The organism is Streptomyces luteolifulvus, from assembly GCF_008806595.1.
Classification (GTDB): domain Bacteria; phylum Actinomycetota; class Actinomycetes; order Streptomycetales; family Streptomycetaceae; genus Streptomyces; species Streptomyces luteolifulvus.
Window position 1 is genome coordinate 17,201 of sequence record NZ_VZRB01000042.1, and the last position, 14,466, is coordinate 31,666.

Below are 14,466 nucleotides of genomic sequence, written 5' to 3' on the forward strand. Positions count from 1 at the left end.
GGCCGTGCGCATCGACATCGACAAGGACACCTGCATCGGCGCGGGCCAGTGCGCGCTGGCCGCCCCCGGCGTCTTCACCCAGGACGACGACGGCTTCAGCACGCTCCTGCCGGGCCGGGAGGACGGAGCCGGCGACCCGTTGGTGGGGGAGGCGGCCAGGTCCTGCCCGGTCGGCGCGATCACGGTGTCGGCTCCCGCGCGCTGATCAGCAGCTCGGCGGCGTCGCGTGCCTCGGTGGCCGGGTGTGTGTTCCCGTGACGTCTGCTCGGCGGGTTGGTGCGCGAGGGGGCCGCCCCGGGCGTCTTCGCCCAGGACGACGACAGCTTCAGTGCCCCTGCGCGCTGATCAGCAGCTCCGCCGCTTTCCTCGCCTCGGCCGCGGGGTGCGTGCTTCCGGTGATGCCCGCCGTGACCATCGCGCCCTCGGCCAGCAGGAACAGCTGCCCGGTGAGCGGGCCCGGCAGCCCGGCGTCGGACACGAGGGAGGCGAGGTAGCTGCGGAACGCCTCCTTGTGCGCCCGGACCTGGGTCGCCACCCCCTCGGAGGTGGCGCCCAGTTCGCCGTAGGAGTTGATCCAGGCACAGCCGCGGAAGCCGTCCTCGGCGAACCACTCCGCCAGCCAGTCGAAGACGGCCGGAATCCGCTGCCGGGGATCCTCGTGGCGTTCCACGGACGCGGTGAGCCGCTCGCGCCAGCGCACGTCGCGCCGCTCCAGATACGCCACGACGAGCTGCTCCTTCGCCGGAAAGAGCTGGTAGAGCCGCTTGAGCGAGACGCCGGACGCGCCGCGGATGTCGTCCATGCCGACGGACCGGATGCCCCGCCCGTAGAACAGCTCCTCCGCTGCGTCCAGTGCCTTCTCCCGGGCGACTGCGCTGTCCATGGACGACCCCTCCTTGACCCGAGAACCAACGTTCTCCTACGGTAGCAGCCAACAGGGAGAACGCTCGTTCTCCGTGTTGTTCCGCCGCTGTTCGTCCGGATCAGGAGGAGACGATGACCGACCGACCACCCCTGCCCCCCTTCACCCGCGAGAGCGCCCGGCAGAAGGTGCAGGCCGCCGAGGACGCCTGGAACACCCGCGATCCGCACAGGGTGTCGCTCGCCTACTCCGAGGACTCGGTCTGGCGCAACCGCGACACCTTCGTCACCGGCCGCGCCGCGATCGTCGAACTGCTCACCGCGAAGTGGGAGCGCGAACAGGAGTACGCGCTGCGCAAGGACCTGTGGGCCTTCGACGGCAACCGCATCGCGGTCCGCTTCCAGTACGAGTCCCGTGACGCCGACGGCCAGTGGTGGCGGTCGTACGGCAACGAACTGTGGGAGTTCGACGAGCACGGGCTGATGACCCGGCGCGAGGCGAGCATCAACGACGTACCCATCGAGGACAGCCAGCGCCGTATCCGCGGCCCGCGGGCCGAAGCCGAACGGGGGCGGTCCTTCCCGGTGGAATAGGGTTTGGGGGTGACCGAACCGGACGGGAAACCCTTCCTCTACGTCGTCGTCTGCGCGGCCGGAATCGCCGTGGACGTCAGCAAGTTGATCACCGCCGCCCAGGAGCGGGCCTGGGAGGTCGGCGTCATCGCCACACCGGTCGCCATGGGCGGGTTCTTCGACACCGCCGCGGTCGAGACACAGACCGGCCGGCCGATCCGGTCCGCCTGGCGCTCGCCCGGCGATCCGCGACCCTTCCCGCCGCCCGACGCCGTGGTGGTCGCGCCGGCCACCTTCAACACCGTCAACAAGTGGGCCGCGGGCCTCGCCGACACCCTCGCCGTGGCCACCCTGTGCGAGACGTACGGCCTCGGCGTCCCCGTCGTCGTCCTGCCGTGCGTGTCCGACGCGCTGGCCGCCCATCCCGCGTACCAGGACAGCCTCGTCCGACTGCGCGGCATGGGCGTCCGGTTCGGGGAGCCGTACTCCGGCGAGCCGGAGCCGGGCCGGGAGCGGCCCGAGTTCGGATGGGAACGGGCGCTGGACCTGCTGGAGCGGTGAGCCGCGCGGCTCACCGCTCCTTGCGGACGTAGCCGTCGCTGTCCGGCGTCGAGACCTGCAGGTCCCGGCGCACGATGCTCAGCCGGTCGCCGAAGCCCGCACGGGCCTTGCGCAGGCCCTCGTCCGTGTACTCGACGACGACCACCCGGTCGTCGAACGCCTTCGCGTACGCCCCGCACTCGTCGTAGGCGCCGCACTCCTCCACCACCGCGAAGTCGAGCCCCGCCCGCTTCCTGAGGCCGGCCAGCTCCAGGGTGTTCTTCTGGGCGATCGCGAGATGCCGGGCGTGCGCGTGCTGTGCGAGCAGGGTGATGAAGGCCGTCGCGTCGTTCGCGGTCAGCAGGTTCCGGGAGCGGGTGTAGCTGTCGTAGTTGTCCGGCTCGACCGCGTCGAAACCCTTCGCGGCGCAGCCGTCGATCCAGCGGTTGATCCGTGCCGCCACCCGTTCGCGCTTGGCCGGCGTGCCGATGTCGAGCAGCGGCTCGTCCCAGTCCTCGTCGACGACCACCGAGCCGTGCCGGTCGCGCAGCAGCAGGTCGGCGGGCCAGGAGGCGCGTGCGTCGGGCTGGGCCTGGAAGGCGTTGACGTAACAGATGCTGTAGAGGCCGGGCGCCGGATCGGCCGTACGGTCGCGGCTGACGATCCGCACTCCGGACGGCGGGGGATAGGCACCGCCGATCTGGTAGTCGAAACCGGCGTGGCGCGGCGGCAGACGCACACCGGCACGGGACGAGGCACCGGGGGAGGGCTCCGACCGTGTGTCCCGCGCCGCCGGGCCGCACGAGACGAGCCCCATCGCGACGGTGGCGGCGAGGACGGCCGTCCCGAGACCTCCGACGCGCATGACACCCTTGGCGGGCATGTCCGCTCCATCAATCGCGGGTACGACCCCGCCTCGGACCGTGTGCGACGGTCCTGGCGACTGGGGCCGGACTTGGACCTCGTCCGCTACCGGCTGGGCGCACCTCTGTGTGCCGCACTGCGGCACGCAGATGATCAAAACTCCGGTGCCCGTCCCCCGTCAAGTGCGCTCGGGAGCCCGAGTGCGTACGACACCGTACGCTCCCCTTCGTAGCCATCCCGAAGGCAGGAGCAGCAACGATGCAGTACGTGAAGCTCGGTTCGACGGGCCTGGACGTGTCGCGGATCTGTCTGGGTTGCATGACCTACGGCCTGCCCGACCGCGGCGTGCACGAGTGGACCCTCGACGAGGAGGCCTCGCGTCCGCTGATCCGGCAGGCGCTGGAGTCCGGGATCAACTTCTTCGACACGGCGAACGTCTACTCCGACGGCACCAGTGAGGAGATCGTCGGCAGGGCACTGCGCGACTTCGCCCACCGCGACGAGATCGTGCTCGCGACCAAGGTGCACGGACGGACGCGGCCCGGGCCCAACGGCGGCGGACTGTCGCGCAAGGCGATCATGTCCGAGATCGACCACAGCCTCCGCCGCCTCGGCACCGACTACGTCGACCTCTACCAGATCCACCGCTACGACCCCCACACGCCGGTCGAGGAGACGATGGAGGCCCTGCACGACCTCGTCAAGGCGGGCAAGGTGCGCTACATCGGGGCCAGTTCGATGTACGCCTGGCAGTTCTCCAAGGCCCAGTACATCGCCGAGCGGCACGGCTGGACCCGGTTCGTCTCCATGCAGAACCACTACAACCTCCTCTATCGCGAGGAGGAGCGCGAGATGCTGCCCCTGTGCGCGGACCAGGGCGTCGGCGTGCTGCCCTGGAGCCCGCTCGCCCGCGGCCGCCTCGCCCGGGACTGGGGAACGGTCACCGGGCGCAGCGCGAACGACGACTTCGGCAGCCGCCTCTACCAGGAGGGCGACCGGACCATCGTCGAGGCCGTCACCCGCATCGCGGAGGACCGCGGTGTCCCGCGTGCCCAGGTCGCCCTCGCCTGGCTGCTGCACCAGGACACGGTGGCCGCGCCGATCGTGGGCGCGGGCACGCCGCAGCACGTCGCGGACGCCGTGGCCGCGGTCGAACTGGAGCTCAGCGACAAGGAGATCGAGGAGATGGAACAGCCCTACGCCCCGCACCCCGTCGTCGGCCACCGCTGACCGGCCGGCCCGGTGCGGCCCGTGTGGCGCGGACTCTGCGCGCGGACTCTGCGCGCGGACTCTGCGCGCGGACTCTGTGCCGCACGGGCATACGGGAGGGGCGGCCCAAAGGCTGGGGCGTGAGTGACGTCGGGCGACCGGCCGTATGCGTGGTGTGGTGCCTCTTCAACTGTTTCGCCCCGCTGGTCAGAACCACATGAATAGGGCTCCCGAATACCGGGTCGATACGGCGGCATTCACCTCGCGAGCCCCTATTGACACCTCGTCGAATATCCTCGGCCCGCGCGCACTGCGGAAAACCGTGCGATCACTTGTTCCGCCTCGCTGACCTGTGCAAAGGTGTGCCCTGTCGGCGCACGGACATGGTTTCCCCGCGCTTCGAAAGAGCCGTCGAGCGACGGGCTCGCATACCCCTGGTATGGACTTTGTGCAGTGTGCCCTCGGGAGGAATGGCGCCGTGAACGACGCAGGCCTGTCGAATTCCCCGGCTGCCGGTCGCCCGTTCGACGCCACGGACGAGCAGCTGAGCGCCCAGCTCATGAAGCGGACGGGGACGGCACCTGCGGTGCATCCGGTCGGTGAACTCCTCGACCGTCACTGGGGAGCGGCCTTCGCCTACGCCCGGCTGTGCACCGACGGCCCCCGCCCCGCGGGCATCCTCACCACCGCGGCCTTCACCCGGCTCTTCGGCGAGTCGCTGCGGCACAACGGCCCGACGGCCGCGTGGCGGCCCCAACTGCTCGTCACCGTGCGGCGCATCGCCGCGGAATGGGACGGCGACCACCGGCGGGAACTGCTCCACCCGGACCTGCGCTCCCACAGCGGCGAGCGATGGGCGGCCCGTCTGCTGCCGCCGCCCGACCGGCGGCTGCTGTCCGGGGCGTTCCAGCGGCTGCCCCAGTCGGCGCGCTGCCTGCTGTGGCACAGCGAGGTCGAGGCCGAACCGCTCGCGGTACACGCCGTGCTGCTGGGCCTGGAGGTGGAGGACGCACGCGTCGAACTGGGGCGGGCCCGCGAGCGGCTGCGCGAGGAGTGTCTGCAGGTCCACCGAGAACTCGCCCCCGAGCAGGAGTGCGGGCGCTATCTGCGGATGCTGGACGTGACCTACCGGCGCGGCGGCGTCGCCATCGACCCGGACCTGCGCGCCCACCTCGACCGCTGCAGGCACTGCCGGGACACCGCCGACCAGCTGAACCAGTTCAACGGGTTCCTCGGCATCGCACTGGCCGAGGCGGTGCTCGGCTGGGGCGCGCGGGACTACGTGGAAGCCAGGGCGGCACGCCCCGACGCCGACGCAGTCGAGGCCGAGCAGGCACGGCCGGCCTTCGTGGGCGAGGCGTTCCCGACCGTGCCGGCCGGCCCGCGCCCCGGCTCCCGCCGGTCGGCGCAGAAGGCCGCCCGGCGCGCCGCCGCCCGCCGCCGCAACGTCGCCGCGGCCGCGCTCACCGTGAGCGGACTGATCGTGCTCCCGCTGGTCCTGTGGTCCGCGCTCGGCACCGAGAGCGGCACCGAGCAGCCCGGGGGCGGCCGGCCCTCCGACGCCCCCGGCTCCGGCGCGGGCCCCTCCACCGACGACCCGTCCTGGGCCGGCACCGACGACGCCAAGGAGGGCGACGTAGAGGGGCGCCTGCGCAACGTCGCCTCCGGGCTGTGCGTCGCCACCGTCGGCGACAAGGCCGTCAAGGGTGCGGGCACGCGGCTCGCCAAGTGCTCCTCGGCGCCGGGCCAGCAGTGGGTGTACGAGACGGACGGACTGCTGCGCAGCGTCGCGGACCCCGGTCTGTGCCTGGACTCCCACCTCGGCTACTCGGTGCGCCTCGCCCCGTGCACGGGCCCGTCCCAGGACTCCAGGTACGTCCGTTACGACTTCACGCTTCAGGGCGCCCTGGTGCCGCGCTGGGACCAGGACCTGACCCTGGCCCCCGCCGCCACCGACGGAGCCGGCGCGCTGGTCCTGAAGAACCGTGCCGCGGATCCGGCTCAGCGCTGGACGTTCGACATCTCGAAGGCCGACCCCCAGATGGCGGCCGTCAATTGGCACGCCACCTCGCCGACCCCCGTGGCCACGACCGCTCCCCAGGTCTCACAGGACCCGACGCCGACGCCCACCGCGACCCCGTCGACCCGGAAGTCCTCACCGACACCGACGAGTTCGTACCCGACGGACGACACCTGCTCCCCTTACGGCTACTTCTGCTCGGGGAACGGCCGGTCGGACTGGCCCTACGGCTCCGGCGGCCGGGGCGGCGGCCACCGCTGACCCGGTACCCCTGTGCCCTGGGGCCCGTGCCCTGGGGTCAGGCGCCGGTGCCGGCGGCGAACACCGTCAGGAACGACGAGGCGTTGCCCGCCACCGGCACCTGTCCGCCGGTCCACTTCACCTTGAGCGCGTCCCGCTCGTTGGGGGGCGTCACCAGCAGCGCTGCAGGGGTGGCGGCACGAGCACCGCTGACCTCAGGGTTGGAGTACGACAGCCCCGCCCACGCGCTGGTGCCGGGTGCCAGCGTGACGGTCGTGGGCGTTCCCTCGGACCGCTTCGGGTCCGGCCCCAACTGCTCGCCGGACGCGTCGAGGAAGGCAGCGCCCGGATAGCCGCGCACGGTGCACGTCCGGGCGGACGCGTTGGTCAGCACGATCGGGAAGTTCCACTGCCCGGCCCCCGGGTTGTTGCGGCCGACCGAGGCGCGCAGGTCGGAGGTGTGGCAGTGGGTGGGGCGCTCAGTGGCCGGTGCGGGCGTTGCCGGGCGCGTCGGTGTCGGCGGAGTGCTCGCAAAGTCGCCGCCGCTGCTGACGCCGCCGGCGCCGCTGCCGCTTTCGCTGCCGCAGCCGGTCAGCAGGCCGAGCACCGCTGCCGCGCCCGCGAGCAGGACCGCGGGGTGACGTCGGGCGTGAAGGTGGGGGTGACGTCGGGCGGGAAGGTGCTGGGACGTTTTCGCCATGGGGGACTGATGCCCCGTCGCGCGCGTCGGTTACCGGCGCCTGCGTGCCGTGGGGTCTGCCCCGGGCCCCTGGGGTCCGGCCCGGGCTCACTCCTCTTCGAGGAGACCGATCTCCGCCCAGATGGTCTTGCCGTCGGCGGTGTGCCGGCTGCCCCAGCGCTGGGTGAGCTGGGCGACCAGCAGCAGTCCGCGCCCGCCCTCGTCCCAGGTCTTGGCGCGGCGCAGATGCGGAGCCGTGTGGCTGGTGTCGGACACCTCGCAGATCAGGGTGGTCGCGTCATGGATGAGCCGCAGCCGGATGGGGTGCGCGCCGTACCGGATGGCGTTCGTGACCAGCTCGCTGACCACCAGCTCGGCGGTGAACGACGCCTCGCTCAGCCCCCAGGTGGCGAGCTGTTCGACGACCTGCTTGCGGATCGGGGCGACGAGTGCCGGGTCGGCCGGGATGTGCCAGGTCGCCACCTGTGACGGAGGCAGTCCCCGGGTACGGGCCAGCAGCAGCGCCACGTCGTCGGCCACCCCGCCCTGCGGGAGCAGGGCGTGCAGCACACGGTCGCAGGTCTCCTCCAACGAGTGGGAGGCGGCACCGAGGGCGTCGCAGAGCAGCGCGTGGCTGGCGTCGACGTCCCGGTCCCGGCTCTCGATCAGCCCGTCGGTGTACAGGGAGAGCAGGGTGCCCTCGGGCAGTTCGAGCTCGGCGGACTCGAAGGGCAGCCCGCCCAGGCCCAGCGGCGGCCCGCCGGGCAGATCGACCTGCTCCGGCCGCCCTCCCGGCCGGAGCATCACGGGCGGGGGATGCCCGGCCCGGGCCAGCGTGCACCGCCTGGACACCGGGTCGTACACGGCGTACAGACAAGTGGCGCCGACCTCGCCGGGCCTGCCCTCGTTGCCGGTCTCCACGGACAGCCGTACGACCAGGTCGTCGAGGTGGGTGAGCAGTTCGTCGGGGGCGAGGTCGATGTCGGCGAGGGTGCGCACGGCGGTGCGCAGCCGGCCCATGGTCGCCGAGGCCTGGACGCCGTGGCCGACGACGTCCCCGACGACCATCGCGACCCGCATCCCGGACAGGGGGATCACATCGAACCAGTCGCCGCCCACTCCGGCCTGCGCCGCCGGAAGATAGCGCGAGGCCGCCTCCACCGCGGCCGTGCGCGGCAGCGACCTGGGCAGCAGACTGCGCTGCAGGGCGAGGGCCGTCTCCCGCTCCCGGGAGTAGCGGCGGGCGTTGTCGATGCAGACGGCCGCCCGGGCCGTGACCTCCTCGGCCAGCAGCACGTCGTCCGGAGTGAAGGGGTCGGGGCGCCGGTACCGGGTGAGGACGGCCACCCCGAGGGTCAGTCCGCGGGCCTGGATCGGCACGGACATCGTGGAGTGGATGCCGTACTCCCCGACCCGTTCGGTGCGCGCCTTGTCCCAGGACAGCCAGTCGGCGAGGTCGTCGGTGGCCAATGACGCCACGATCGTGTGGCCCGCCAGCAGCGAGTCGGCCTGGGGCGACGAGGCGGGATAGACGTCCACGTGACCGGGCTCGACCACGGCCTCGTGGTGGCCGGGGGTGACGGACCGGTGGGCGGCCCGGCGGAGGCCGACCGGGGAGGTCAGGGGTCCGGTACGGGGCTCCCCGCCCGGTTCCGGAGGGTCCAGCAGATCGACGCTGACGAAGTCGGCGAGGGCGGGGACGCAGACGTCCGCGAGCTCCTGTGCCGTGGTGCCGACGTCGAGGGTGGTGCCGATGCGGACGCTCGCCTCGTTGACGATCTGGAGCCGCTCGCGCGCCCGGTACTGATCGGTGAAGTCATGGGCGGTGACGCACACGCCCCGCACCCGCCCCGCCGAGTCGGTGATCGGCGCCATACGGGCCAGCCAGGCGGCGGTACGGCCGTCGTCGCCGATCGGCAGATACGTCCGTACGTCATGGCCCCGGCCCGTGGTGAGCACTCTCCGCAGATGCCGTTCGATGTCCGTGCTCTGCGGCCGGCCGCTCAGCTCGGGCACCCGCAGCCCCCGCACTCGCTCCTCCGGCAGCCCGAGCAGCTCGGCCATGGCCTCGTTCATCCGGCGCAGCCGAAGCCGCTCGTCGTAGATGGCGAGGGCACAGGGGGACTGGACGAGCTGGGCCCTCTCCAGCGGGTCGTCGGGGGAGTGGGGGCCGTCGCCCTCCAGCGGAGTGACCAGGAACCAGTGGCCGGGGTTGCCGTCCTCGGGCGGTTTGCGGTGGGCGAGCAGCCATACGGACACCGTGCCACCGTCGGCGTGACGCAGGGTGAGGATGCCGTCCCAGCGGGGCCCCTCGGGAACGCCGTCCCCGTCCCATCCCTCGCCGGCCAGCAGGTGCGCGGCGGGACGGCCCACGACATCGGCGGCCGACCAGCCCAGCAGCCGCTCGGCCCCGGCGTTCCACTCGGCGAGAGTGCCGTCGTCCTCGATGACAGCCCGTGCCGTTGCGGCATCGTCGAACGGGTACACCGGGCTCATCGTCGCCACTCCCATGCGCGCACGCACCGTGAACAGGTGCGTCACTCCGGTGCCAGCCTAGTGCGTGGCACTGTGGCGCGGACGGTGAACCCCCGGGGCGCGGGGCCCGGCGCCGGACCCGGGGCCAAGGGGGAAATCGCCCTGCGCAGTGCCCACTTGGTGAGGCCCGAAGGCCGTGCGCACGACCAGGTGATCCGACTCCTCGGTACCGTCGAAGATCGCACTTGACCTGGGGATATTTACGAGTAAGTACCCGCGCGGTACCGTGAGGAACATGCCAGCTCTCAACGTGGAGTTCAGCGACCGCGAGCTAGAGGACCTGCGGCAGATCGCCAAGGAGCGCGGTACCTCGATGAAGGCCCTCGTACGTGAGGCGGCCGCGGCCGACATAGCCCGGCACCGGGCCCTTCAGGAGGGCGCTGAGGCGTTCCGCCGCTTCTTCTCGTCCCACGCCGACGAGTTCGCTGCCGCCTTCCCCGACGACGAACCGCCGGCCAAGGGCGAGGGGCGGGCCGCCTGACCGATGGCACCCGTCATCCATATCGACGTGCCCTGGCTGCTCCAGCGTCATGAGGAAGTCCTGCCGGACCAGCCCACGATCAACGACTTCTCGGCGCTGGTGGCCGCCGTCGCCCGGCACCGTGTCGACCCGCCCCGGCTCGGCGTGGACTCCGACCCGGCCTGGCGGGCCGCGGCCCTGCTGCACACGCTCACGCTGCTCAAGCCCCTGCCCTCCGCGAACGCCCGCTTCGCGTGCGCGACCGCCGTGGCCTACATGTTCGTCAGCGGCGCCGGTATCGACCCGCCCTACGGTGCGCTCGTCGACCTGGCCCGCGACCTGATCTCCGGCAAGTCGGACATCTACGGGGCCGCCGACCGGCTGCGTTCCTGGCAGATCTGAGATCCGCCGGGGCGGCTGCCGCCCCGCCCCCGGGGCCGCCGACCGAGGGCGGGATGATCGGGGTCGGCGGCCCGTTGCGCGCGGGAGAGCCGCCGTCCCGCGCGTGGCCTCCGAGAAGGGCCGGTTCCAGTGGACTACTGCCTGCCGCGCGCCGGGAGCGTGCGTGGCGCTCCGGCGCGTGCGTGTGTTTCACACGGGGCGCATGGAAAGTCGAAAGTCCATACGGGTGGCGTGAGTTGTCGCCGCACCTGACTTTCTTTCAATGGGGCTGATGTTGCTCAAGTGCCTTGTTGGCCGTCAGTCCCCTGTGCAAGGGTGAACTCACCCGTGCGGGGGGTAACAGCCGGGTCGCATTCGTCCCGTGGGGAACCGGGCCGAAGGGGCGTTGGTGAAATTCGTGCTCCCTGCGTATCCCATGCGTGTGGGAAAGGAATCCGTTCAGTGCCCACCCCCCACCCCCCTCACCCTCCTTACTCTCCGCAGGGAGGGGTTCCCGGAGAATCCGACGAGAACCTCGCCGCCCGGCTGAGAGGCCGCGCTGAGGGCGAGGCCGCTCATTCCGTCGCTCTGCTGATGGCCCGCCACTGGCAGCCGGTCCACGCCTACGCGGTCGTCTCCCTCACCGCCCCGGCGAGCCTTGCCTCCATGGTCACCGCGGCCGCCTTCCACCAGGTCCTCGCCCGCCTGGCGCTCGGGGAACCGGCCCTCGCGCTGCGTCCCCGTCTCCTGGTGGCCGTGCGGGACACGATCGCGGAGTGGTCCGCCCGGGAGCGAACAGCCGAGGTTCTGCCGGGTATGGAGAAACCGGCGCGCGGCCGCGGTGTGCGCTCGGCCGTGTCTCCGACGCCCGAAAATCGCAGGCTGGCCGAACGGTCATTTCAGTCGCTTCCCGGACTTGCCCGGTGTCTGCTCTGGCACACCGAGGTCGAGGTGGAACCGCTCGCCGTCCCCGCCGCCCTTGTGGGCATGCAGACCGACACCGCCTCGGTCACACTCGAACAAGCGCGTGAGAAATTCCGCGAAGGTTGTGTACATGCCCACCGGGAACTCGCACCGACCAAGGATTGCCGCTTCTACAACCGTCTCCTCGACATCCCCATTCGCCGGGGCGGGGCCCTGTTGCCCGATGTGCAACAGCATCTCGACAAGTGCCCCTACTGCCGATATGCCGCCGAACAACTGAGCCATTTCGAGGGCGGACTCGGCGAGCTGATCGCCGAGGCGGTGCTCGGCGAGAGCGCCGGCCCCTATCTCGACGCACGCCGAAACCGTCCCCAGGAGGGGCTGCGTACGCGCCACTCCGCACGCCACGGCCACGGCCGGGGACGCCGTCGCCTCGCGCCGAGGGGGCCCCTGCCCGGCCGTACGATCCCGCCGGCCCTGCGGTCCTCGCGGGCGCTGCTCACCGGGGCCGGCCTGGCCTCCGCCGGGCTGCTCGCGACCGTGCTCGTCGCCGGCCTGCTGTCACCCGGCGACGGCGCCGACCCGGCCGTCTCCACCAGCACGACCGGTGGCAGCGGCTCCCCGCTCCCGCCTGCCGTGTCCTCCGCACCGCCGGGCACCGCCCAACTCCCCACCGCGCCCGGGCGGACCAGGCTCCGCAACGCCGCCGCCGACCTGTGCCTCGACATCCGCGGCACGGTCGAGTCCGGCGCCGGAACCGAGCTCGCGGCCTGTTCGTCGGCCGCGACCCAGCAGTGGGCGTACGAGTCCGGCGGACTGCTGCGCAGCGCGGCCGACCCCGATCTGTGCCTGGACTCGTACCGCGACGCCGGCGTGGTGGTCCTCGGCGGATGCGCCTCCCCGAAGTCGAAGCGGGCGGACCAGGTGCGCTACGACCTCACCGTGCAGGCCGAGTTGCTGCCCCGCTGGCAGGACCAGCTCGCGCTCACCTCCACCAACCGTTCCCCAGGTGCTGACATCGTCGTCAAGGTCCGCGACGGCTCACGAGACCAGCGCTGGCTGACCGACTCCGTGCCGGCCAGCCCGAGCGCCCTGTCGGACGAGGAGACGGACACACCGCCCGCCCGCACGATCGACCTCACCGAACGGGCCGGGCGGACCTAGACGAAAGACCGGCATCATCACCCGGAGGATTCCTCGACGAGGTCGGTCGCGCTGACGGTGGCCGGGGTGGCGTGGCCGGACAGGGCGAGGGTGAGGTCGAGTTCGGCGAGCAGGCAGCGGATCACATGCTCGACGCCCGCTTGCCCGTCGAGGCCGAGGCCGTACACGTAGGGGCGTCCGACGAGCACCGCCCGCGCCCCCAGCGCGAGCGCCTTGAAGACGTCGTCCCCGGTGCGTACGCCGCTGTCGAACAGGACCGTCAGCCGGTCACCGACGGCCTCGGCCACCCGGGGGAGCGCGTCGGCCGCCGCGACCGCACCGGCCACCTGGCGGCCGCCATGGTTGGACACCACCACCCCGTCCATCCCGGCGTCGGCGGCGAGGCGGGCGTCGTCCGGGTGCAGGACGCCCTTCACCACGATCGGGCCGTCCCAGTTCTCCCGCAGGAACGCCAGGTCCGGCCAGGTCTTGGCGGGGTCGGCGAACATGCCGACGAAGTGCATCACGGCCGCGTCGGGATCCTCGTGCACGGGCTTGGCCAGGCCCGCCCGGAAGGCAGGATCGGAGAAGTAGTTGGCGGTCCCCACACCGTGCAGGAACGGCAGATACGCCTGGTCGAGGTCGCGCGGCCGCCAGGACAGCAGCGGTGTGTCCAGCGTGACGACCAAAACGGTGAACCCGGCCGCCCTCGCCCGGCCCAGGAAACTCCGGGCCACTTCGGGGTCCTTGGGCCAGTACAGCTGGAACCAGCGCTCGGCGTCCCCCATCGCCTCGGCGACCTGCTCCATGGGCGTACTGGACGCGGACGACAGGATGTACGGCACGCCCTGCGCCGCCGCGGCCCGTGCGGCGGCCGGCTCGGCGTCCGGATGCATGAGGGACAGCACGCCGACCGGCGCCAGCGCCAGCGGGGCGGGCAGGGCGCGGCCCAGCACCTCGACCGACAGATCGCGTGCGTGGACGTCCCGCAGCATGCGCGGCACGATCCGCCGGCGCTCCAGGGCGGCCCGGTTGGCGCGGGCCGTACCGCCGTCGCCCGCGCTGCCCGCCACATAGCCGACCGGGCCGGGTCCGAGCCGCTGCGCGGTCAGCTCTTCCAGCCGGGTCAGGTCGGTGGGCAGCCGGGGGACCGTGCCCGTCATCCCGTTCAGATAGATCTCGTACTGGAAGTCCGCCCAGTGCTTGCCCATGGGTGTGTCCGCCTCTCGTCGCTGAGAACGCGCTGCAGCCCGACCATACTGGCGAGTACGCGCGGGTCTCGGCAGCCCCGGGGACGGAGACCCGGGAATCAGGTTCTGGCGACCGACTCGTGGAGTGTCCGGGCCAGTTCACGCGGCTGGGAGAACATCGGCCAGTGGCCGGTGTCCATCGTGACCAGCTCCCACCGCTCGCCCTTGAGGAGCTGGGCCGCCGCCCCCGAGGGCTCGTCGCCGTCCAGAAGGCACTTGATGTACGTCGCCGGAAGCTCGCCGAGCCTGCGCGCCACGATCGCCGGTTCGGTCAGCGAGGCGCCGGGGTGCGGGGTGGACCCGTCGACGATCCGGGCGATCTGTTCGTCCGTCAGCCCCTGGCCGGCGTAGCCGTCCGCGGACAGCGGCGGCCAGAAGCCGTCGTTCTCGTCCATCGACCGTCTGACCTGGTCGCTCGGCCAGCCCGCGAGGAACGACTCACCGTCCACCGGTACGCCGGCGTCCACGAACACCACGCGGGTGAGCCGGTCGCCGATCCGCTCGGCGGCCTGTCCGACCGGGATGCCGGAGTAACTGTGGCCGACCAGGACGACGTCCCGCAGATCCAGCCGCTCGACCTCGTCGACGATGTCCTGCACATGCGTCTGCTGCCCGGCGGGCACCCCCTGCTTCTCGGCCAGGCCGGACAACGTGAGCGGATGGACGTCGTGCCCGGCCGTGCGCAGCTCGGCCGCCACCTCGTCCCATGCCCAAGCTCCCAGCCACGCCCCTGCCACGAGTACGAATCGAGTCATGCCCGCAACGTAGCGGAGGGGACTGACAGTCC

14 protein-coding genes are annotated in these 14,466 nt (G+C 72.1%); 8 read left to right on the forward strand and 6 right to left on the reverse strand.

The window, feature by feature from the left end; all coding sequences use genetic code 11:
* Positions 1–4 precede the first annotated feature (4 nt).
* Positions 5–205, forward strand: coding sequence for a ferredoxin (locus F7R91_RS36155; RefSeq protein WP_150957136.1), 201 nt, complete (start codon positions 5–7; stop codon positions 203–205).
* Positions 206–325: 120 nt separating this feature from the next.
* On the opposite strand, the gene F7R91_RS36160 is transcribed toward F7R91_RS36155, so the two are convergent.
* Positions 326–883 (reverse strand): TetR/AcrR family transcriptional regulator, encoded by a 558-nt coding sequence (locus F7R91_RS36160; RefSeq protein WP_150957139.1) that lies wholly within the window; start codon positions 881–883, stop codon positions 326–328.
* Between the two features lie 113 nt (positions 884–996).
* On the opposite strand from F7R91_RS36160, the gene F7R91_RS36165 reads away from it, so the two are divergent.
* Together F7R91_RS36165 and F7R91_RS36170 are read left to right on the forward strand one after the other, a co-directional pair.
* On the forward strand, positions 997–1,455 hold the full coding sequence (locus F7R91_RS36165) for a nuclear transport factor 2 family protein (RefSeq protein ID WP_150957142.1): 459 nt from the start codon (positions 997–999) through the stop codon (positions 1,453–1,455).
* 9 nt (positions 1,456–1,464) lie between these two features.
* The gene (locus F7R91_RS36170; protein WP_150957145.1) at positions 1,465–1,995 is read left to right on the forward strand and encodes a flavoprotein; all 531 of its coding nucleotides are present in this window, start codon (positions 1,465–1,467) and stop codon (positions 1,993–1,995) included.
* 10 nt (positions 1,996–2,005) lie between these two features.
* Here the strand turns inward: F7R91_RS36170 and F7R91_RS36175 are convergent, their stop codons facing one another.
* Positions 2,006–2,791 carry an endo alpha-1,4 polygalactosaminidase gene (locus F7R91_RS36175; RefSeq protein WP_408056095.1) on the reverse strand — a complete coding sequence of 262 codons (786 nt, stop codon included), beginning with the start codon at positions 2,789–2,791 and terminating at the stop codon, positions 2,006–2,008.
* Positions 2,792–3,096: 305 nt separating this feature from the next.
* Here F7R91_RS36175 and F7R91_RS36180 point away from each other — a divergent pair, with 305 nt between their 5' ends.
* Both F7R91_RS36180 and F7R91_RS36185 read left to right on the forward strand, forming a co-directional pair.
* On the forward strand, positions 3,097–4,068 hold the full coding sequence (locus F7R91_RS36180) for an aldo/keto reductase (protein WP_150957150.1): 972 nt from the start codon (positions 3,097–3,099) through the stop codon (positions 4,066–4,068).
* Between the two features lie 457 nt (positions 4,069–4,525).
* Complete coding sequence (locus F7R91_RS36185; protein WP_225320991.1) at positions 4,526–6,328, forward strand: ricin-type beta-trefoil lectin domain protein; 1,803 nt, start codon at positions 4,526–4,528, stop codon at positions 6,326–6,328.
* 37 nt (positions 6,329–6,365) lie between these two features.
* Here F7R91_RS36185 and F7R91_RS36190 read toward each other — a convergent pair whose 3' ends face one another.
* The gene (locus tag F7R91_RS36190; protein ID WP_150957156.1) at positions 6,366–7,007 is read right to left on the reverse strand and encodes a DUF4232 domain-containing protein; all 642 of its coding nucleotides are present in this window, start codon (positions 7,005–7,007) and stop codon (positions 6,366–6,368) included.
* Between the two features lie 87 nt (positions 7,008–7,094).
* Positions 7,095–9,482 carry a SpoIIE family protein phosphatase gene (locus F7R91_RS36195; protein ID WP_150957268.1) on the reverse strand — a complete coding sequence of 796 codons (2,388 nt, stop codon included), beginning with the start codon at positions 9,480–9,482 and terminating at the stop codon, positions 7,095–7,097.
* 274 nt (positions 9,483–9,756) lie between these two features.
* Here F7R91_RS36195 and F7R91_RS36200 point away from each other — a divergent pair, with 274 nt between their 5' ends.
* The 3 genes from F7R91_RS36200 (at position 9,757) to F7R91_RS36210 (ending at position 12,450) form a co-directional block, all read left to right on the forward strand.
* Positions 9,757–10,002, forward strand: a complete 246-nt coding sequence (locus tag F7R91_RS36200; RefSeq protein ID WP_015655829.1) for a hypothetical protein — start codon at positions 9,757–9,759, stop codon at positions 10,000–10,002.
* 3 nt (positions 10,003–10,005) lie between these two features.
* Positions 10,006–10,383, forward strand: coding sequence for a toxin Doc (locus F7R91_RS36205; RefSeq protein ID WP_150957159.1), 378 nt, complete (start codon positions 10,006–10,008; stop codon positions 10,381–10,383).
* Positions 10,384–10,824: 441 nt separating this feature from the next.
* A complete protein-coding gene (locus tag F7R91_RS36210) occupies positions 10,825–12,450 on the forward strand; it encodes an RICIN domain-containing protein (RefSeq protein WP_150957162.1) in 1,626 nt (541 codons plus the stop codon).
* A 17-nt stretch (positions 12,451–12,467) separates the two neighbouring features.
* Here F7R91_RS36210 and F7R91_RS36215 read toward each other — a convergent pair whose 3' ends face one another.
* On the reverse strand, positions 12,468–13,640 hold the full coding sequence (locus F7R91_RS36215; protein WP_150957164.1) for a lactate 2-monooxygenase: 1,173 nt from the start codon (positions 13,638–13,640) through the stop codon (positions 12,468–12,470).
* 98 nt (positions 13,641–13,738) lie between these two features.
* Positions 13,739–14,434 carry an alpha/beta fold hydrolase gene (locus F7R91_RS36220; RefSeq protein ID WP_150957167.1) on the reverse strand — a complete coding sequence of 232 codons (696 nt, stop codon included), beginning with the start codon at positions 14,432–14,434 and terminating at the stop codon, positions 13,739–13,741.
* Positions 14,435–14,466: the final 32 nt, after the last annotated feature.

Bases quoted from the DNA above. Each gene is read 5' to 3' on its own strand.
- F7R91_RS36160 (WP_150957139.1), bottom strand. From the start codon at position 883: ATGGACAGCGCAGTCGCCCGGGAGAAGGCACTGGACGCAGCGGAGGAG.
- F7R91_RS36175 (WP_408056095.1), bottom strand. From the start codon at position 2,791: ATGGGGCTCGTCTCGTGCGGCCCGGCGGCGCGGGACACACGGTCGGAG.
- F7R91_RS36200 (WP_015655829.1), top strand. From the start codon at position 9,757: ATGCCAGCTCTCAACGTGGAGTTCAGCGACCGCGAGCTAGAGGACCTG.
- F7R91_RS36190 (WP_150957156.1), bottom strand. From the start codon at position 7,007: ATGGCGAAAACGTCCCAGCACCTTCCCGCCCGACGTCACCCCCACCTT.
- F7R91_RS36220 (WP_150957167.1), bottom strand. From the start codon at position 14,434: ATGACTCGATTCGTACTCGTGGCAGGGGCGTGGCTGGGAGCTTGGGCA.
- F7R91_RS36205 (WP_150957159.1), top strand. From the start codon at position 10,006: ATGGCACCCGTCATCCATATCGACGTGCCCTGGCTGCTCCAGCGTCAT.
- F7R91_RS36195 (WP_150957268.1), bottom strand. From the start codon at position 9,482: ATGAGCCCGGTGTACCCGTTCGACGATGCCGCAACGGCACGGGCTGTC.
- F7R91_RS36215 (WP_150957164.1), bottom strand. From the start codon at position 13,640: ATGGGCAAGCACTGGGCGGACTTCCAGTACGAGATCTATCTGAACGGG.
- F7R91_RS36165 (WP_150957142.1), top strand. From the start codon at position 997: ATGACCGACCGACCACCCCTGCCCCCCTTCACCCGCGAGAGCGCCCGG.
- F7R91_RS36180 (WP_150957150.1), top strand. From the start codon at position 3,097: ATGCAGTACGTGAAGCTCGGTTCGACGGGCCTGGACGTGTCGCGGATC.